17 protein-coding genes are annotated in these 17,365 nt (G+C 70.7%); 7 read left to right on the plus strand and 10 right to left on the minus strand.

Annotation, left to right across the window (positions count from 1 at the left end; genetic code table 11):
- Positions 1-6: 6 nt before the first annotated feature.
- Complete coding sequence (locus tag RM704_RS42950; protein WP_033529941.1) at positions 7-309, minus strand: putative quinol monooxygenase; 303 nt, start codon at positions 307-309, stop codon at positions 7-9.
- A 54-nt stretch (positions 310-363) separates the two neighbouring features.
- A complete protein-coding gene (locus RM704_RS42955) occupies positions 364-1,326 on the minus strand; it encodes a carbohydrate kinase family protein (RefSeq protein WP_033529942.1) in 963 nt (320 codons plus the stop codon).
- Positions 1,327-1,573: 247 nt separating this feature from the next.
- Here RM704_RS42955 and RM704_RS42960 point away from each other — a divergent pair, with 247 nt between their 5' ends.
- The 4 genes from RM704_RS42960 to RM704_RS42975 all read left to right on the plus strand — a co-directional run bounded on the left by RM704_RS42960 (position 1,574) and on the right by RM704_RS42975 (position 5,654).
- Positions 1,574-2,596 carry a sugar ABC transporter substrate-binding protein gene (locus tag RM704_RS42960; RefSeq protein ID WP_033529943.1) on the plus strand — a complete coding sequence of 341 codons (1,023 nt, stop codon included), beginning with the start codon at positions 1,574-1,576 and terminating at the stop codon, positions 2,594-2,596.
- A gap of 142 nt (positions 2,597-2,738) precedes the next feature.
- Positions 2,739-3,734, plus strand: coding sequence for an ABC transporter permease (locus RM704_RS42965; RefSeq protein ID WP_033529944.1), 996 nt, complete (start codon positions 2,739-2,741; stop codon positions 3,732-3,734).
- Positions 3,731-4,561 (plus strand): ATP-binding cassette domain-containing protein, encoded by an 831-nt coding sequence (locus RM704_RS42970; RefSeq protein WP_033529945.1) that lies wholly within the window; start codon positions 3,731-3,733, stop codon positions 4,559-4,561. The genes RM704_RS42965 and RM704_RS42970 overlap by 4 nt, the downstream gene beginning before the upstream one ends.
- A gap of 70 nt (positions 4,562-4,631) precedes the next feature.
- Entirely contained in the window at positions 4,632-5,654 is a 1,023-nt protein-coding gene (locus RM704_RS42975) for a LacI family DNA-binding transcriptional regulator (RefSeq protein ID WP_033529946.1), read from the plus strand.
- A gap of 174 nt (positions 5,655-5,828) precedes the next feature.
- Here RM704_RS42975 and RM704_RS42980 read toward each other — a convergent pair whose 3' ends face one another.
- The 3 genes from RM704_RS42980 to RM704_RS42990 form a co-directional block, all read right to left on the minus strand.
- Positions 5,829-6,398, minus strand: a complete 570-nt coding sequence (locus RM704_RS42980; RefSeq protein WP_033529947.1) for a TetR/AcrR family transcriptional regulator — start codon at positions 6,396-6,398, stop codon at positions 5,829-5,831.
- Between the two features lie 128 nt (positions 6,399-6,526).
- Positions 6,527-6,919: a DUF3533 domain-containing protein gene (locus RM704_RS42985; protein ID WP_438828993.1), complete on the minus strand. Its 393-nt coding sequence runs from the start codon at positions 6,917-6,919 to the stop codon at positions 6,527-6,529.
- Positions 6,920-7,146: 227 nt separating this feature from the next.
- On the minus strand, positions 7,147-8,364 hold the full coding sequence (locus RM704_RS42990; RefSeq protein ID WP_311593294.1) for an NmrA family NAD(P)-binding protein: 1,218 nt from the start codon (positions 8,362-8,364) through the stop codon (positions 7,147-7,149).
- 121 nt (positions 8,365-8,485) lie between these two features.
- Between RM704_RS42990 and modA the strand changes: the two genes are divergently transcribed.
- Genes modA through RM704_RS43005 form a run of 3 tightly spaced genes read left to right on the plus strand, consistent with a single transcriptional unit; the run spans position 8,486 to position 11,357 of the window.
- Positions 8,486-9,337 carry a molybdate ABC transporter substrate-binding protein gene (gene modA / locus RM704_RS42995; protein ID WP_033530037.1) on the plus strand — a complete coding sequence of 284 codons (852 nt, stop codon included), beginning with the start codon at positions 8,486-8,488 and terminating at the stop codon, positions 9,335-9,337.
- Positions 9,334-10,230: a molybdate ABC transporter permease subunit gene (modB, locus tag RM704_RS43000; protein ID WP_033529950.1), complete on the plus strand. Its 897-nt coding sequence runs from the start codon at positions 9,334-9,336 to the stop codon at positions 10,228-10,230. Before modA ends, modB begins: the two co-directional genes overlap by 4 nt.
- On the plus strand, positions 10,227-11,357 hold the full coding sequence (locus RM704_RS43005; protein ID WP_033529951.1) for an ABC transporter ATP-binding protein: 1,131 nt from the start codon (positions 10,227-10,229) through the stop codon (positions 11,355-11,357). Before modB ends, RM704_RS43005 begins: the two co-directional genes overlap by 4 nt.
- A gap of 60 nt (positions 11,358-11,417) precedes the next feature.
- Here RM704_RS43005 and RM704_RS43010 read toward each other — a convergent pair whose 3' ends face one another.
- From RM704_RS43010 to RM704_RS43030, 5 genes are all read right to left on the minus strand, one after another.
- A complete protein-coding gene (locus RM704_RS43010) occupies positions 11,418-12,173 on the minus strand; it encodes a class I SAM-dependent methyltransferase (protein WP_033529952.1) in 756 nt (251 codons plus the stop codon).
- A 48-nt stretch (positions 12,174-12,221) separates the two neighbouring features.
- A complete protein-coding gene (locus tag RM704_RS43015) occupies positions 12,222-13,463 on the minus strand; it encodes an aminotransferase class V-fold PLP-dependent enzyme (protein ID WP_052146273.1) in 1,242 nt (413 codons plus the stop codon).
- Between the two features lies 1 nt (position 13,464).
- Positions 13,465-14,784 (minus strand): pyridoxal-phosphate dependent enzyme, encoded by a 1,320-nt coding sequence (locus tag RM704_RS43020; protein WP_033529953.1) that lies wholly within the window; start codon positions 14,782-14,784, stop codon positions 13,465-13,467.
- The gene (locus tag RM704_RS43025) at positions 14,781-16,355 is read right to left on the minus strand and encodes a type III PLP-dependent enzyme domain-containing protein (protein ID WP_033529954.1); all 1,575 of its coding nucleotides are present in this window, start codon (positions 16,353-16,355) and stop codon (positions 14,781-14,783) included. Before RM704_RS43025 ends, RM704_RS43020 begins: the two co-directional genes overlap by 4 nt.
- A gap of 275 nt (positions 16,356-16,630) precedes the next feature.
- The gene (locus tag RM704_RS43030; protein WP_033529955.1) at positions 16,631-17,188 is read right to left on the minus strand and encodes a GNAT family N-acetyltransferase; all 558 of its coding nucleotides are present in this window, start codon (positions 17,186-17,188) and stop codon (positions 16,631-16,633) included.
- Between the last annotated feature and the right edge of the window lie 177 nt (positions 17,189-17,365).

The following is a 17,365-nucleotide window of genomic DNA, read 5'->3' on the forward strand; positions in this document are numbered from 1 at the left end:
CGCTCGTCACCGTTGGGTGGCCAGTGGATCGAGGAACGTCAGCACGGAGGCGTCCTCCTCGATCAGCGGCGTGAGGGCTGCGTTGAACGGGGCGCCGTACGGGGCCTCCAGGTGTGCTTCGAAGGCGTCCTCGTCCCGGTAGACCTCGAAGATCCAGTAGGCGCGCGGGGCGGCCGCCTTGGTGTAGACGTCGAAGGCCAGGTTGCCTTCCTCCTCGCGCACCTTCAGGGCGTAGTCCCGGATCAGGCGGGCGACCTCGTCCTCCGCTCCCTCTCGGGCGGTGAACTCGGCGAGCAGGGTTTTCGTCATGGTTCGTGTCCTTGTCAGTGGGTGAGGTCGAGGTGGCGGGCGGCGTACGGTCCGTCAGGCGTCGTCCGCGGTCGCGAGCAGCGGCAGCTGGTCACGCCATGGCGGGTTGGGGCCCGCGACCGAGCACGTCAGGGCGGCGACCTGGGTGGCGAAGCGGCAGGCTTCCGCGACATCGTCGAGACCGAGATCGGCCAGCCGGCCGCCGAGGCTCCCCCGGGCAGCGAGGTGGTGCAGCAACCCGGCGGTGAAGGAGTCCCCCGCCCCCACCGTGTCGACCACCTGTGTCGTCACCCCGGGCACCCGCAGCCGTTCGCCGTCGAGTGAGGCCAGGGCACCCTCGGCGCCGAGCGTGATCACGACGAGTCGTACCCCCGCGGCGTGCCAGGTGTCGCATGCCTGCTCCGGCGTGGTGCCCGGCAGGAGCAGTTCCAGGTCGTCCTCGCTCAGCCGCAGGATGTCGGCGAGGGCGCACCAGCGGGCCAGCCTGGCGCGGTACACGTCGGGGTGCACCAGCAGCGGCCGGACGTTGGGATCGATGCTGATGGTGGCCTGGCGGGAGGCCGTTGCCAGGAACTCCTCCACCACCGTCCCCCCGGGCTCCCGGACCAGGGCCAGCGACCCGGTGTGCACACAGGCCGTTTCGGACAGGTCCACCCCCGTCAGCTCCCCCGGCGTCCACTGCCAGTCAGCCGTGTTCTGCGCGTGGAAGGAGAACGCGGCCTGCCCCCGGGCGTCCAGCTCCGCCACGGCCAGCGTGCTGGGCTCGGCCGCCGCCACGGCGTGCGACAGGTCCACGCCCGATGCCTCCAGGTGGGTCCGGAACAGTCGGCCGAACACGTCGCCGGACAGACGTGCGAGGAAGCGGGCCGGGGTGCCCAGCCTGGCCAGGGACACGGCCGTGTTCGCAGGTCCGCCGCCCGGCAGCACCCGCAGGGCGAGTTCGTTCCGGGTGCTTGCGGGTTCGGTGAACGCGTCCGCGACGCACTCCCCCAGGACGGTGATCTGATACGGGCTCATGGGCTGCTCTTCTCTGAGAACACACGGGCGGAACGGGCGCGTCGCGGGCAGCCGCTGAGCGGTTTCGGGCGGGCGACGGCCGCGGGCGTTGCCGATTTGTGACGGGTGCAAGGCATTGACGTTGCCTGGAGGCGGAGTCCATCATCCTCGCCATGCAGTGTCAACGATGACATAAGTCAACGATGACACCTCTGGGACGGCATGCCCCGATGCCGGCCGCTCGCCCGCGAACTCGCAGGAGTCGTTCATGTCTCGCATCTCTCGTCTCCCCTCCTCCTTGCTCAGAACCGCTGCCTGCACGGGTGTCGCGGCCCTCGCCCTGACCGCCTGTGGATCCGGATCCGGATCGGACACCGCGAACGCCGGATCGGGCGGCGTCAAGGTCGGTCTGATCACCAAGACCGACACCAACCCGTTCTTCGTGAAGATGAAGGAGGGCGCGGAGAAGGCCGCCGAGGAGAACGGGGTCGAGCTGTCCACGGCGGCGGGCAAGTTCGACGGGGACAACGCCGGTCAGGTCACCGCCATCGAGAACATGGTCGCCGCCGGGGTGAAGGGCATCCTGATCACGCCGAGCGACTCCAAGGCGATCGTGCCGGCGATCGAGAAGGCCAAGGCCAAGGGCGTCCTGGTCATCGCTCTGGACACCCCGACCGAGCCGGAGAGCGCGGTCGACGCCCTCTTCGCCACCGACAACGTCAAGGCCGGGGAGCTGATCGGCGAGTACGCCAAGGCCGCCATGAAGGGCAAGCCGGCCAAGATAGCCACCCTCGACCTCGCGCCGGGCGTCTCCGTCGGTGTCCAGCGCCACAACGGTTTCCTGAAGGGCTTCGGCATCGAGGAGGGCGATCCCTCCGTCGTCTGCTCCCAGGACACCGGCGGCGACCAGGCCAAGGGCCAGACCGCGATGGAGAACTGCCTGCAGAAGTCGCCCGACATCAACGTCGTCTACACCATCAACGAACCGGCCGCGCTGGGCGCGTACACCGCGCTCAAGGCCAAGGGCCGGGAGAAGGACGTCCTGATCGTCTCCGTCGACGGCGGCTGCACCGGCACCCAGGCCGTCAAGGACGGCAAGATCTCCGCGACCTCGCAGCAGTACCCGCTGAAGATGGCGGCCGAGGGTGTCAAGGCCGTGGCGACGTACGCCAAGGACGGCAAGAAGGCGTCGGGCTACACCGACACCGGCGTCACGCTGATCACCGACAAGGCGCAGGACGGGGTCACGTCGAAGGACACCGCCTACGGCCTGGAGAACTGCTGGGGCTGAGCCGCCGCCCCCGTCTGCCGCCGTTCCACACCCCTCAGCGGGGCGGCCGGCCCTCCTCCCCGACCAGGGACGGCCGCCCCCGCGTCCTTCGACCGTCCGACAAGGGCGCACCAGGACTTCTGTCTCCCGACAAGGACCCCGCATGACTGCCACGTCCACGCCGTACGCGGAGCTCAAAGCACCGACCACGATCCGCAGACTGCTCACGCAGCCGACCACCGGCCCGCTGGCCGCCCTCCTCCTGGCCTGCGTCTTCTTCTCCGTCTCGACCGACCAGTTCCTCACCGGTGGGAACTTCTCGCTGATCGTGCAGCAGGTCATGGTCGTCGGTACCCTCGCCATCGGCCAGACCCTGATCATCCTCACCGCGGGCATCGACCTGTCCTGCGGGGCCGTGATGGCGTTCGGCAGCATCATGATCGCCAAGATGGCCGCCGAGGGAAGCCTGCCCCCGCTGGCCGCGATCGCGCTGGGCCTGGTCGTCTGCGGCGGCTTCGGCCTGCTCAACGGGGCGCTGGTGCAGAAGATCCCGCTGCCGCCGTTCATCGTCACCCTCGGCATGCTCAACGTGGCGTTCGCGCTGACCCACATCTACTCCGAGGAGCAGACGGTCACCAACCTGCCCGGCCCCCTGACGGCTCTCGGGCAGACCTTCCCGCTCGGCAAGACCGACATCACCTACGGTTCGCTGGTCACCATCGCCCTGTTCCTGGCCTTCGCCTACGCGTTGAGCAGCACCGGCTGGGGCCGACACGTCTACGCGCTGGGCAACAGTCCGGAGGCGGCGCGGCTGAACGGCATCCGCACCTCCCGACTGACCATCGGCGTCTACACCGTGGCCGGTCTCCTCTACGGCGTCGCCGCTCTGCTGCTGATCTCCCGCACCGGCGTCGGTGACCCCCAGGCAGGGCAGACCGACAACCTCGACAGCATCACGGCCGTGGTCCTCGGCGGAACCAGCCTCTTCGGCGGTCGCGGCTCGGTCCTGGGCACGTTCATCGGCGTCCTCATCGTCGGCGTGTTCCGCAACGGCCTGCAGCTGATGGGCGTCGCCTCCATCTACCAGACCCTCATCACCGGAGTCCTGGTGATCCTCGCGGTGACCGTCGACCAGATCTCCCGGAAGAAGGCCCGATGACCAGCTCTCCCACCCCCGTGCTGCAGGCCCGCGGTCTGGTCAAGCACTACGGCCACGTCACCGCCATCGACGGCGCCGACTTCGACCTGATGCCCGGTGAGGTCCTCGCCGTCATCGGCGACAACGGCGCCGGCAAGACCAGCCTCATCAAGGCCCTCACCGGCGCGGTGGTCCCCGACGCGGGCGAAATTCGCCTCAACGGGAAGCCCATCACCTTCTCCGGACCGCAGAGCGCCCGTGCCCACGGCATCGAGACGGTCTATCAGGACCTCGCCGTGGCCGCCTCCATGGACATCGCCTCGAACATGTTCCTGGGCCGCGAGCTCCGTCGACCCGGCATCCTCGGCAGTGCCTTCCGCATGCTCGACAAGAAGCGCATGCGCCAGGAGGCCGCCGAGCACATGGCCGACCTGAAGATCGGCCTGCGCTCGCTGACCCAGTCGGTCGAGACCCTCTCCGGCGGACAGCGGCAGGCCGTCGCGGTCGCCCGCGCCGTCGCCTGGGCCCGCAGTGTCGTCGTCATGGACGAACCCACCGCCGCCCTCGGCGTCAAGGAGTCCGGTCAGGTCCTGGACCTCATCCGCCGCGTCCGGGACAAGGGCATGCCGGTCGTCCTGATCAGCCACAACATGCCGCACGTCTTCGAGATCGCCGACCGGATCCACGTCCACCGGCTGGGCAGGCGCGCCGCTGTGATCAAGCCCTCGGACTACTCCATGGCGGAGGTCGTCGCCATCATGACCGGCGCTCTCAGCGTCGACGAGGCCGGAGATACTGTCGTCGCGGACTCCGCGGCGGCCAAGGCCGCCGGCGTCCAGGCCACCTGAACCCACACACTCACAGGTTTCCGGCCGAGGCCGCGGCCGGAACCGACGAGCACAGGAGACAGTTCCCCTCATGGCAGCGAACCGCCGCCCGACCATGGCAGACGTCGCACGCGAAGTCGGTGTCAGCGCCAAGACCGTCTCCCGGGTTCTCAACGAGGACGGATACACCTCGGCCGAGACGAGGGAACAGGTTCTCGCCGCCGTGGCAAAACTCGGTTTCCAGCCGAACCTCATGGCACGCAACATCCGCGTGGGCGGACCCGACACCACCATCGGCCTGGTCGTCCCCGATCTCGCCAACCCCTTTTTCGGGACCGTGGCCCGAGGCATCGAGGAAACCGTCCGCGAACGCGGACTGACCCTGCTCATGGGCTCCTCCGCGGACGACCCCGACCGTGAACGCGCCCTGACGGACAAGTTCCTCGCCCGCCGCGTCAGCATCCTGATCGTCGTTCCGTCCGTCGGCGCCGACCACGCTCACCTCAAGTCCCACCGCGCGGCGGGACTGCCCATCGTCTTCCTCGACCGCCCCGGAGTCGGCCTGGCCACGGACAGCATCGTCAGCTCCAACCGGGCGGGGGCCCAGGAGGGCGTCGCCCATCTGATCGCCCACGGCCACCGCCGTATCGGATTCGTCGGCGACCTGCCCGTCACGCTGTACACCCGCCGTGAACGCCTCGCCGGGTACCGTGCGGCCCTCCACGAGGCCGACATCCCCTACGACCGCTCGCTCGTCGTCAACGCCCACGACCAGCCGGGCGCCGAGGCCGCGACCGCCCGGCTCCTCGAAGTGGCCGATTCCCCCACCGCCCTGTTCGCCGGCAACAACATCATGGCGCTCGGCATCGTCGCCGAACTCGCCCGCGGCAAGCGCAAGGACGTCGCCGTCGTCGCCTTCGACGACGTCTCCCTCGCCGAGGCCCTGGAACCGGCCCTGACCGTCGTCGCCCAGGACCCCGAAGAGCTCGGCCGCAGCGCGGCGGCCACCGCCCTGGCCCGGCTCGACGGCGACCGTTCCCGGGCGCGCACGACCACCGTTCCCACCCGGCTGATCGTCCGGGGCTCGGGGGAGCAACCGGTGCCCACACCGTAGGCGGCACCCAACAGGCCGGGTCCCGAGTGCACCGTGCGCCGTCGCTGACGAAACCGCGCCGTGCGACATGCGGAAGCGTGGGTGGGGCGGGAGGCGACCGCCGAGCCGGGTGGCCGACTCCGCGCGAAGCCGGTCCTTTCGGCGCGCGAGTTCACGCTTCGGAGGGGCGATGCGTCAGCGCATGCCCGCCGCGTCGAGCAGGGCGGTCACCGTGGGCGCGATGAGCCCCGTCAGCCGGTCCGCGCCGATGCCCGCGCGGGCGCTGCCGCCGTCGAAGACCAGGCTGAGCTGCCGGGCCAGCAGGCCGGGATCGCTCGCTCCGCCCCGTTCGGCCTCGGCACGGAAGAAGGCGGTCAGGTTCTCCTTGACCGCGTGGGCCACCCGGCTCGCGGGGTGACCCTGGTCCTTGAGCTCGATCTGCGCGGCCAGGAAGGGGCAGCCGAAGTACTCCGGCGCGCCCGACTGCGCCTCCACCCGCTCGAAGACGTGCAGGATCCGCTCCCGGGGTGAGCGGTCGTCGTCCGCCGCGGGCAGGAGCTCCGCGACATACGCCGATGTGCGCCGCTCCAGAGTCGCTGCCAGCAGTTGGTCCTTGCTCTCGAACAGCTGGTACATCGAGCGCTTCGACACTCCCGCCGCCTTGCACAGCGCCTCGACGCCGATGCCGACGCCGTCGCGATAGGTGAGTGTGGCCGCCGCCTCCAGCAGCCGCTCCCTGGGGCTTGGTTTCGCTTCGGTGGTCATACCGCGAGGTTAGCCCAGAGAGGAGCAAATCGAAACCGATCGGTTTCCAGGGTGGCGTCCGCACGGCCAGTCGAGTGATGGCCCCGTCCACGGACGGGCGGCAGGTGGCGGGTTGCAGGTGGCCCGCGCTACGCCGGGGTCGCCGCCTTCTCGGGTGTCGTCTCCACCGGGATGCGGTGCAGCTCCTTGCGGTCGTACCACCCCAGTACGCCGAAACCGAACAGCGCCGCCGCCACGAGGCCGACGGCCATCATGACCCAGCCCCGGGTCAGTCCCGCGTCGCCGTGGGCGTCGCAGTAGGGGATCGAGCGAATGCCGCCGGTGAGCTGCCGCAGCGGCCCGAACTCCGCGAGGAAGCGGAAGAAGCCGGGCAGCCCCTCGATGGGGGTGGTGGCCCCGGACGTCGGCACCGCCACCCCGATGAAGACCAGCGTGACCACCAGGCGCAGGGGGCCCACGTCGTTGTGGGTGCAGCCGAGGGCGTGGTCGACCCGGCCGCTGATGACGTTGGCGGAGAGCATCCCGACGACCACGAGGGTGAGCGCGTCTCCACAGAGGTTTGGCGCGCAGGACGCGGGCAGGATGCATGCCACTCATGACGCACGTTCCCCCTGGTCGGTGGAGGCGGAGCGTTCGGCCGGGGGATGTCGCCGCCGGTGACGGGCGTCACGCGCGGCAGCCGTCCGTACTCCTGGTGATCGGGGTCCCGAACCCGCCCTCGCAGCGCGCCGCGGCCGGCAGCGGTGCGTCACAACGTGCCGGTCCTGAAGTCCGCGCTGCTCTTGAGGACCGCGGAGTCCATGCCCCAGTTCTCCGGCTGGACCCTGTCCCAGAGGCTCCCCTTGCCGAGCTCCCTGCCCACCTGGTCCTCCCGACGGAACCACTGCTCGGCGCTCCTGATCCTCTCGGGGTGGATCTCGTCGAGCAGGGCGTAGTCCCTGGTGATGATCCCGTGCTTCCACACGTTCCAGAATCCGGTGAAATTGTCCCGGAAACTCATCGTGCTCTTGTCGTCGGGGTCGGCGTTGTATCCGGCGGGGTGATCGGCGATACCCGTCAGGTCCGGACTGTTCCAGTATTCGTCCAGATCGGTGTCGATGTACTGCGCCGGGTGCCCGGTGACCTTCTCGAATGCCGCGGCCATGTCGGCATAGGTCATGTGCTCGATGGCGACTTCGAGGTCCATACCGTTGGCCCGCTCCGGGTGGTCGAAGAGCCAGCGGACGTAGAAGCCGCAGTCCTCCAGAGCCACATGCGGGACAGCCCCCTGGCCCAGCGGCACTCGCCACGTGACGACACCGTCCTCGACGGTGGGCGTCATGGGTGTGAGGGGCGAGATCACCATCTCGATATAGGGACCCGAGGTGAAGACCGCGGCCCCCATCCGGTCGCTGTTCTTCTCGTTCTGGAACAGCACCCATTCGGCCATACGGCCCTTGCCGTCGTAGTGGCCGGTGCGGAACCTGGAGTCGTACCCCGACTTCTTGAGGGCGTAGTCGAGGTTTCCGTAGACGAAGAACTTGACACCTTCCTCGATCGCGATCTCGTAGGCGCGGATGGCCCAGTAGGTCTCCGTCTTCTCTCCGGTGTTGAACCCGTCGATATTGATGAACGCGCCGTCGCAGCCGCGAAATCCCTCGCGCAGTACGTCCTCGTCGGCGAACGTCCCTTCGAGGAGGGAGACGTTGCCGAGCGCGACGAGCGCCTGGGCCCGGGGGGAGCCGGCGTCCCGGGTGAGGACCTTGACGGAGTACTTCTTGTCGGCGACGAGAGCGCGGACTACGGGCATCCCCTGAGCTCCTGTGCCTCCGACGACGAAGATGTTGGAGGTGATATGAGCGGACATGTGGCGACTCCAAGATGGAAACCGATCGGTTTCCAGCAAGGTACACCGATCGGTTTCCGGACGGCAAGCGCCCAAGCGGCACCATGATGCGCCGACCGCAGGTCGCGTACGTACGCACATGCCATGCTGGGCAGGGAATTTTCCAGCTCATGCCATGCTGCTGATGACTTTCACCTGGCACATGCGGCAGAATCGCAGGACCGTGACCGAGTCCGTTCCGGACCAGAGGGAGTGGACCGTGATGACCCGTTCCGTACGCCGGACCCGTCGGAGCCGGCAGAGCCAGCAGGGCTGGCAGAGCCGGCGGACCGTGCGGGCAGCCGGGGCCGGCGCCGCCGCGCTGCTGGTCCTGAGCGCCTGCGGCTCCTCCGACTCCGGCTCCACCGCGCAGTCGGGATCCTCCGGCTCGGAGCAGCTCTCCGGTGAGGTGACCGTCTTCGCGGCCGCCTCGCTCAGGGAGAGCTTCACCGCGCTGGGCGAACGGTTCGAGCAGGAGCACCCCGGTACGAAGGTGACGTTCAGCTTCGGCGGCAGCGACGCGCTCGCCGCCGGCATCACCGGTGGCGCCCCGGCGGACGTGTTCGCCTCCGCCAGCCCCAAAACGATGGCCGTCGTCACCGATGCCGGTGACGCCTCCGGCACCCCGGAGACCTTCGTACGCAACCAGTTGGAGATCGCCACCCTCCCCGGCAACCCCGACAAAATCTCCTCCCTCAAGGACCTGACCGGATCCGGCCTGAAGGTCGTGCTCTGCGACGAGGCCGTGCCGTGCGGCGCGGCCGCCAGGAAGGCACTCGACGCGAGCAGACTGAAGCTGACACCGGTGTCGTACGAGGAGGACGTGAAGTCCGCGCTCAACAAGGTGGTGCTGAAGGAGGCCGACGCGGCGGTCGTCTACCGGACCGACGTGAGGGCGGCCGGTGAGAAGGTGGCGGGCGTGGAGTTCCCCGAGTCCGCCGACGCCATCAACGACTACCCGATCGCCCTGCTCAAGGAGTCGAGGAACACGGACGCCGCCAAGGCGTTCATCGCACTCGTGCGGTCCGCCGAGGGCCAGAAGGTCCTGACCGAGGCCGGATTCCTCAAGCCGTGACCTCCCCCTCCCCTTCCGCCTCTCCCCCTCCGGCGGGGGCCGGCACCGCGGACACCCCGGACAGGGGGCCGTGGCGTCGGCGCGTCCGCCGCCGTGAGGACCGCCGCGGGCATCGCGGGGGCGTCCCGCTCCCCCTGCTCCTGCCCGCGCTGATCGGCCTCGTCCTCCTCGTCCTCCCGCTCGTCGCCCTCCTGGTCCGGGCGCCCTGGCGCAGCATGCCCGACCTGCTCACCAGCCCCGAGGTGTGGCAGGCGCTGCGGCTGTCGCTCGTGTGCGCCACGGCGGCCACGGCGGTGAGTCTGGTCCTCGGGGTGCCGCTGGCCTGGCTGCTGGCCCGGGTCGACTTCCCCGGACGCGGTCTCGTACGGGCCCTGGTCACCCTCCCCCTCGTCCTGCCGCCGGTGGTCGGCGGTGTGGCGCTGCTGATGGCACTCGGCCGCAACGGGGTCGTCGGGCAGTGGCTGGACGACTGGTTCGGGATCACCCTGCCGTTCACCACGGCCGGGGTCGTCGTCGCCGAGGCGTTCGTGGCGATGCCGTTCCTGGTCATCAGCGTGGAGGGCACGCTACGGGCCGCCGACCCCCGGTACGAGGAGGCCGCGGCCACTCTGGGGGCCTCCCGGTTCATCGCGTTCCGCCGGGTCACGTTGCCGCTGATCGCGCCCGGGGTGGCGGCGGGCGCCGTGCTGGCCTGGGCCCGTGCGCTCGGCGAGTTCGGCGCGACCATCACCTTCGCCGGCAACTTCCCCGGCCGCACCCAGACCATGCCCCTCGCCGTCTACCTCGCGCTCCAGAACGATCCGGAGGCGGCGATCGCCCTCAGCCTGGTTCTGCTGGCCGTGTCGATCGCGGTGCTGGCGGGACTGCGTGACCGATGGATGACCGCCTCATGACCGACGCCGAGAAGAAGACGAGCAGCCCGACCGGCCCCGCCTCGGCCCTTCCCACGGCCCCTTCCCCGGCCCCGGCGCTCGACGAGGGCCTCGACGCCCGGCTGGTCGTCGAACGCGGTTCGTCGTTCCGCCTCGATGTGACACTGACCGCCGCGCCCGGCGACGTGGTGGCGCTGCTCGGCCCCAACGGCGCCGGCAAGACGACGGCGCTGAGGGCGCTCGCCGGGCTCGTGCCCCTGTCGGACGGTGGCCGTATGCGGCTGGACGGCGCCGAGTTGGGCCGTCGACCACCGGAGTCACGCCCGGTCGGAGTGGTCTTCCAGGACTATCTCCTCTTCCCCCACCTCACCGCTCTCGACAACGTGGCCTTCGGTCCCCGCTGCCACGGCGCGAGGAAGGCGGAGGCACGGGAGCAGGCCGCGGGGTGGCTGGAGCGGATGGGGCTGGCCACGCACGCCGGAAGCAAGCCCCGCCGGCTCTCCGGCGGCCAGGCGCAGCGCGTCGCCCTGGCCCGCGCCCTGGCCACCCGTCCCCGGCTACTGCTCCTCGACGAACCCCTCGCCGCCCTCGACGCCCGCACCCGCCTCGACGTCCGCGCCCAACTCCGGCGCCACCTGGCGGACTTCGAGGCCGTCGCCGTACTGGTCACCCACGACCCGCTGGACGCCATGGTGCTGGCCGACCGCCTGGTGGTCATCGAGGACGGCCGCATCGTCCAGGAGGGCACCCCCTCCGACATCGCCCGCCGCCCGCGCACCGACTACATCGCCCACCTGGTCGGCCTCAACCTCTACCGGGGCGAGGCAGAGGGTCACCTCGTCCGTATCCCGGACGGGCCCGCCCTCACCACCGCCGACGACCTCACCGGACCGGTCTTCGTGGCCTTCCCGCCCAGCGCCGTCACCCTCCACCGGGGCCGCCCGACGGGCTCCAGCGCCCGCAACCTCTGGCACTGCGAGGTCACCGGCATGGAGGCTCACGGCGACCAGATCCGCGCCTCGCTCGCCGGTGACCTCGCCCTGGCCGTCGACCTGACGACCGTCGCGGCGGCGGAACTCGACATCCACCCCGGCAGCGAGATCTGGGCGACGGTCAAGGCGAGCCAGACCCACGCCTACCCCGCCTGACGGCGGAACCGGTCCCGGCCCCTTCCGCCTTCATCTCATCGGTGCCGCGCACCGGGCGCGTCATCGCAGGGCCGCCAGGACGTGGCTGGGGCCCACCTGCCAGACCGGGCCGACGTGGTCGAATCCCGCGTCGCGCAGGAGGGTGACATGGCCGGAGAGGGTCAGATCGTTGCCCTCGCAGTGGGGGCGTCCGGTGTCCTCGCGGTGCGCGAGGAGCCGGGCGAGTTCCGGGTCCGCGGCGGCACCGGCCCACCAGGAGTCCCAGTCCTCGACGAGGGGCACGGCGGTGCGCTCGCTCCGGCGGCGGCCGATGTCGATCGCGAGCTCGGACACCTTCGTGGAGTCCGGGCTGATGTGGTCGCCGTTGATCAGGATGCCGCCGGGCCGCAGCAGCCCGGCGAGTTCCCGGTAGACGCCCCGCAGGGTCCGCGTGCCGAGGTAGTGCAGAGCGGTGGTCGACACCACCGCGTCCACGGGGCGCTCCAGGGCGAGTGCGTCGAGCCAGCCGGGCTCGCCGATCACGGTTCTGACGTAACGCAGGGCGGGGCCGTAGTGAGCGCTGCCCAGTTCCAGGAGGAGCGGGTCCGCGTCCACGGCGATCACCTCGGCGGTCGGCAGGCGGGCGGCGAGCCTCGCCGCCAGGCATCCCGGGCCGCTGCCCAGATCGAGGACGAGCGGCACGGCCCGGTCGCGTGTCACATGCTCGACCAGATCCGCGATGACCTCGAACCGTTCCTCGCGGTCGACCGCGTACAACTGCTGCTGGCGTTCCCAGCGCTCCACCCATCGCGCCGCCGTCGTCGTACTCAGACTCATGCCTGTCGCACTGCCCCCGTCTCCGGAACCCGTTCCTGTTAATGGAAATCATTGCAGACTGGCGAGAGTGGTGAGCAGTTCTTCGATCTCTTCAGGGGTGTTGTGCACATGCAGGCTCACCCGCACCGAGCCGTCCTCCGTGCCGCGGCCCGCCTGACAGTGGCCGTCGGAGCGCACCATGAACCCCCGGCTGAAGAGGATGAAGCCGAGGTCCTGCGAGCCGATCTCGCGGTGCCGGAAGGTGACGAGGCTACGGCGCCGCTGCACCTCGGTGTCGGCCCTGAGGCTCGTCCGGCAGCCGAGCACCTCGTAGGCGTCCATCCGGGCCAGCCCGTCGGTCAGCAGGGAGGTCAGCGCCACGGTCCAGCGTTCGATCCGGTCCGTCCCGGCGGCGGTCAGCCAGTCCAGCGCCGCCGCCAGCCCCGCGACACCGACCGTGTTGGGGGTCCCGCTCCAGCCGCCGGGCCGGAGGACCGGTCCGCGCCGGCCACGTGCCCAGACCGCGCCGGAGCCGGGCAGCGCCATCGTCTTGTGACCGGAGAACACCACGAAGTCGACGTCGAGTTCGGCCACCGAGACCGGCAGGTGCCCGACGCTCTGCGCGGCGTCCAGACAGATCGGCACCTCCGGTCCGACCACCTGCCGGATTCGGTGCACGTTCATGTCGACGCCGTAGACGTGGTGGACGTGGGTGGCGGCGACGAAGCGGGTGCGGGGGCCCACGAGCGCGGCGAGCGCCCGCTGATCGTAGTCGCCGGAGCCGGCCTGGTACGGCAGTTGGCGGACGAGGACACGTACGCCCTGTCGGGCCAGCAGCTCGGCGGCCTCCAGCCACGGCGACAGGTTCGCCTGGTGGTCGGCGTGCGGGACGACGATCTCGTCCCCGTCGGTGAGGAAGGCGGGCAGCCAGTCCAGGGCGATCATGCGCAGCCCCGCGGTGGTCCCGCTGGTGAAGTGGACCGACGACCGCTGCGGGTCCGGGTCCCCCAGGAACTGCTTGACCCGCACCCGGGTGTTCTCCACCAGCGCCGTGGTGGTGTTGGCCCAGGGATAGGACCCCCGGCCGGCGTTGGCGTTGGTGGTGGTCAGGTACGTCTGTACGGCGTCCAGGACGGGCCGCGGTTTCTGGCTGGTGGCGGCGCTGTCCAGGTAGGCCAGGTCCGGGTGCGCGGCGATGATCGGGAACTGGGCGCGCAACGGCCGTTGCCACGCCGCCAGTTCCGCCAGCTCCTCGGCGGGCTTGGCCGGGTTCGAGGCAGGACCGATCCGGTTCGAGGCGGGATCGGTCATCTCAGTCACGCACCAGTGGTGCGCCCGCGTCCCGCCAGGCGATGACGCCGCCGGCCAGGCTGCGCACGTCGGGGTGGCCCATCCGGGTGAGCAGAGCCGCGTACCGGGCCGATTTCTCGCCGACCGGGCAGGCGAGCAGCACGGGCTGCCGCTTGCTGAACGGCAGTCCGCCCCGGACGAGTTCCTCGAAGAGTTCGTCGACGATGTTCACCGAGCCGTCGATGTGGAGCGCCGCGTAGGCGAACGGGCCGCGCAGGTCGATCACGAGGGGGCGCTGCTCGACGATCCACTTCTGGGCCTCCTCGACGTCGATGACCTTCGCCTCGCGGATCTCGCTGTCGGTCGGGGTCGTGAGCCCGTTCCTCGCCGGAGGACGGCCCAGCAGGTCCGGGCGGCGCTGCCGGACGTAGCCGAGGTAGCTCTCCGCCCGGTCGCAGACGATGAAGACGGCCGTCCTTCGCTGCGTCAACTCGGCGTCCACGGCGGCGAGATGGCGGACGGCACCGTAGTAGGCCGCCCCTCCGGTCGGGCCGGCGAGCAGTCCGCACCGGCGGAGCAGGGTGAGCATGCCGTCGATGGCCTCGTCGGCGCTCACCGACTCCAGCGTGTCGTAGGTGGCCGGGTCGAAGATGCCGACCTCCTGCACCTCGTCGGCGGTCCGGATGCCGGGGATGAAGTCCGCCTTCCGGCCGACCAGTCCGACGACGCGCACCGCCGGGTCGTGCGCGCGCAGCGCCCTGGCGACGCCGGTGGACGATCCCGCGGTGCCCACGCAGGCGATGAACCAGTCGGGGGCGCGGCCGTCCAGGTCGGCGATGATCTCCGGGCCCGTTCCGGTGGCGTGGGCCTCGGTGTTGAGGGCGTTGAAGTACTGGTCCGTGTGCAGGTGGGCGCCGCCCGGGCGGTTCAGCCGCTGGTGGAAGAGGGTCAGGGGGTCCTCGGTGTCGGTCGGGTCGAGGCATTCGGTCTGGCCGGGGAGTTCCTCGATCTCGGCACCGAGCAGCAGGAGCAGGTCCTTGATCTCGGGTACGCGCATCCGGTTGGTGACGCTCTTGAACGGCAGCCCGTGCAGGCCGGCGATGAGGGCCAGGGCCTTGGCGGTGTTGCCGCTGGACAGCTCCACGATCGTCTCGCCGCGCTCCTTGGCTCCGGCGATGTCCTGCCGGGTCATGCTCCACGCGGCCCGGTCCTTCAGCGAACCGAAGGGGTTGAGCATCTCCAGCTTGGCGTAGAGGTCGATGTTGCGCAGGCCGTGGACGGCCGGGTCGATACGGACCAGCGGCGTGTCGCCGATGGCGTCGGTGATGGTGTCGTACCTCATCCTTGCGGACCCCCCGTGCGGTCGAGCGGCCAGTACTCCTCGTACGGCCAGTACTCCTCGTCCAGACACCACCGCCACCGACCGTCCTGTCGGTGGACGGCCACTTTCCGGGCGACGGGCTGCTGTTGGGCGTGGGTGGCGCCGAAGTCCATGCAGTAGCCGGCCGTGTTGACGAACGCGAGGAGATCGCCGGGGCACGGGAGCCGGGGCAGGAAGACGGTGCGACGGGTGATCAGATCCGCCTCCAGACAGAGGTTGCCCATGAGATGGACGGCGACAGCGCCTGCCGCCCCGTCGCCGGAGCCCGCCGTGGTCGGCCGGGTGTCGCCGGGCGAGTCCGAGGGTCGGGGCGAGGCCGGGTGTCCGGGCGAGGCCGGGTGTCCGGGCGAGGCCGGGTCGCGGGGCAGGACCAGGGGGTCCAGGAGCACTCCGTGGTCCTCCAGGCCCACGTCCCCCGCGTTCATCGCGAGGCGCACCAGGTACGGCCCCGTGTCCGTGGGCCGGACCTCCAGGACCCTGCCGAGGGTGAGGCCGCACTGGTCGACCAGGGCGCGACCGGGCTCGACGTACAGGTCGTACAGGCTCTCCAGGAGCAGGACGCCCAGGGGACGCCCGAGGCTCGGTGAGGGATGAGAGAGCAGCGCGTCGAGGTACGCGGCCCCGGCGACGGGGCGATGCGCGGGGTACAGGCTCAGCGCGCCCCTCAGGGTGCCGTTCTCGGCCCGTAGGCCGTATCCGTGGCCGCCCCAGGTCAGGGGTGGGCGGCTGCCCATGACGGCGCCGGTGAGCTCGGTGGTGTAGCGCTCCCACTGGGCCGCGTGCGCCAGGTAGTCGATGCCGAAGCCGCCGCCGACGTCGATGGCACGGGGTTGGAACCCACGGATCCGCAACTCCTCCATCGCCTGGAGACATCCGTCGAGCGCGGCCGCCTTCTCGTCGAGGCTGGTGGTGTCGAGGTGGTAGCCGACACCGATCGGCTCCAGGACCCGCCGGTGGCGTTCGAGGATGTCGAGCAGGCGGTGCAGGGATGTCACCGAGGTGCCGAAACGGCTTCGGCGCGAGAGCCGTCTGGTGCCGGCCCCCTCGAAGCCGGAGAGGCGTAACAGCACGCGCAGGGGCGGCAGTTGGTGGGTGTGCACAAGGTCGGCGGCCTGCTGCAGCTCCTCGGGGCCGTCGACGTTGAGGATGGCCCCGGCGCGCGCGGTGAGCCAGAGGAAATCCGGGTCCTTGGGGCCCGTCGCCATGATCCGCTCTCCGGCGAACCCGGACCCGAGCGCGTGCTGGAGCTCACGGAGCGAGGCGGCGTCCAGACAGGCGTCCGTCGTGGTGAGCCGCCGGACGAGGGAGCTGGAGCGGTTGGCCTTGTGGGCGAAGAAGATCTGCCCGCTGAGCCGATGGCGGTCGAAGACCGAACGGAACTGTCGCAGATTGTCGGCGATCCGGTCCGGCAGGACGAGGTTGAGAGGGGAGCCGAGCGCGTCCACGAGGGTGTGGAGGAGCGGAGCCGACTCCAGAAGCTCCGCCGTGGGCGGTGCCAGCCGCGGCTCCAGGTACAACGGGTCGTCGCTCATACCAGCGGTTCCTCCCGCCGAGGAGTGCGTACCGGTGTCGGCAAACAGTCATAACGACCGTAACCAGCACCGGGCCCTCTCAATCCGGCGTGGTGGAAGGGGGACCGTTTCCGGCTGTTTCCGGCTGCCGGACGGCTGGAAGGGGACGGTCGGGACGGGTCTCGACGGGTCGGGACGGGTCGGGAGGTGCCGAGAGGGACCGGGAGTGGTGGGGAGGGAGGACCGGGAGTGGCGGGGAGCGAGGACCGGGAGTGGCGGGGACGGGCGGGTGCGCCTCAGAGGGCGAGGCTCATCAGGATCGCGTCCCGGTCGTCGCCCGGTGCGATCCGCAGCGCGCCGGGCCATCGGCCGACCTCCACCCAGCCGACCTTGCGGTAGAAGTCCTCCAGCCCGACGCCACCTCGGGCGGAGAGCGACAGCCGCTCCAGTCCCATCTCGTCCCGCGCGATGTCACGGACGCGGTGCATCAGCGCGACGCCGATGCCCTGGCCGCGATGGCGCGGACGGGTCTGGACGTGGTTGACCGTGCCGCAGTGCGCGCCCAGGGGATGCGGCTCGCGGCGCAGGATCAGCCAGCCCGCGAGCGTGCCGCCGACGGTGGCGACGAGCAGTCTGCCGTGCTCCGGATGGAGTTGGCGGGCGAGCGCGTCGACCACGGGGGCGACGTCCCGTGCGCCGACCGGCAGCGGCGGGAACTCGGCGGCGAGCACCGCCCCGCCCGCGTTGGCCACTTCCTCCCAACAGGCGACGATCTCCTGTCTGAGGTCACCGGTGACCTCGCCGGGACAGGTCAACTGCACAAGCTCCGGAACTCCGTGCACCGTCGGCGTCATGCCCCTCAGCCTTCCAGAGGTGCGGGTCGCGGGGCTCCGCGCGCGTCCGCATGCGCGTGGCGTGACGATCTCCGCGTCCCCGGTCCGGGTGGGGCATCGCGTTCGCGGCTCATTCGGGTGGACCGCCCTCGCCGGGTGGACCGCCCTCGCCGGGAGGGGTGCGGGACGCGGTCGGCG

Origin of the sequence: Streptomyces gottesmaniae (genome assembly GCF_031845845.1) — a bacterium.
GTDB classification, from domain to species: domain Bacteria; phylum Actinomycetota; class Actinomycetes; order Streptomycetales; family Streptomycetaceae; genus Streptomyces; species Streptomyces akebiae.

Bases quoted from the DNA above. Each gene is read 5' to 3' on its own strand.
- RM704_RS42950 (WP_033529941.1), bottom strand. From the start codon at position 309: ATGACGAAAACCCTGCTCGCCGAGTTCACCGCCCGAGAGGGAGCGGAG.
- RM704_RS42955 (WP_033529942.1), bottom strand. From the start codon at position 1,326: ATGAGCCCGTATCAGATCACCGTCCTGGGGGAGTGCGTCGCGGACGCG.
- RM704_RS42960 (WP_033529943.1), top strand. From the start codon at position 1,574: ATGTCTCGCATCTCTCGTCTCCCCTCCTCCTTGCTCAGAACCGCTGCC.
- RM704_RS42965 (WP_033529944.1), top strand. From the start codon at position 2,739: ATGACTGCCACGTCCACGCCGTACGCGGAGCTCAAAGCACCGACCACG.
- RM704_RS42970 (WP_033529945.1), top strand. From the start codon at position 3,731: ATGACCAGCTCTCCCACCCCCGTGCTGCAGGCCCGCGGTCTGGTCAAG.
- RM704_RS42975 (WP_033529946.1), top strand. From the start codon at position 4,632: ATGGCAGCGAACCGCCGCCCGACCATGGCAGACGTCGCACGCGAAGTC.
- RM704_RS42980 (WP_033529947.1), bottom strand. From the start codon at position 6,398: ATGACCACCGAAGCGAAACCAAGCCCCAGGGAGCGGCTGCTGGAGGCG.
- RM704_RS42985 (WP_438828993.1), bottom strand. From the start codon at position 6,919: ATGCTCTCCGCCAACGTCATCAGCGGCCGGGTCGACCACGCCCTCGGC.
- RM704_RS42990 (WP_311593294.1), bottom strand. From the start codon at position 8,364: ATGTGCGTACGTACGCGACCTGCGGTCGGCGCATCATGGTGCCGCTTG.
- modA (WP_033530037.1), top strand. From the start codon at position 8,486: ATGACCCGTTCCGTACGCCGGACCCGTCGGAGCCGGCAGAGCCAGCAG.
- RM704_RS43005 (WP_033529951.1), top strand. From the start codon at position 10,227: ATGACCGACGCCGAGAAGAAGACGAGCAGCCCGACCGGCCCCGCCTCG.
- RM704_RS43010 (WP_033529952.1), bottom strand. From the start codon at position 12,173: ATGAGTCTGAGTACGACGACGGCGGCGCGATGGGTGGAGCGCTGGGAA.
- RM704_RS43015 (WP_052146273.1), bottom strand. From the start codon at position 13,463: ATGACCGATCCCGCCTCGAACCGGATCGGTCCTGCCTCGAACCCGGCC.
- RM704_RS43020 (WP_033529953.1), bottom strand. From the start codon at position 14,784: ATGAGGTACGACACCATCACCGACGCCATCGGCGACACGCCGCTGGTC.
- RM704_RS43025 (WP_033529954.1), bottom strand. From the start codon at position 16,355: ATGAGCGACGACCCGTTGTACCTGGAGCCGCGGCTGGCACCGCCCACG.
- RM704_RS43030 (WP_033529955.1), bottom strand. From the start codon at position 17,188: ATGACGCCGACGGTGCACGGAGTTCCGGAGCTTGTGCAGTTGACCTGT.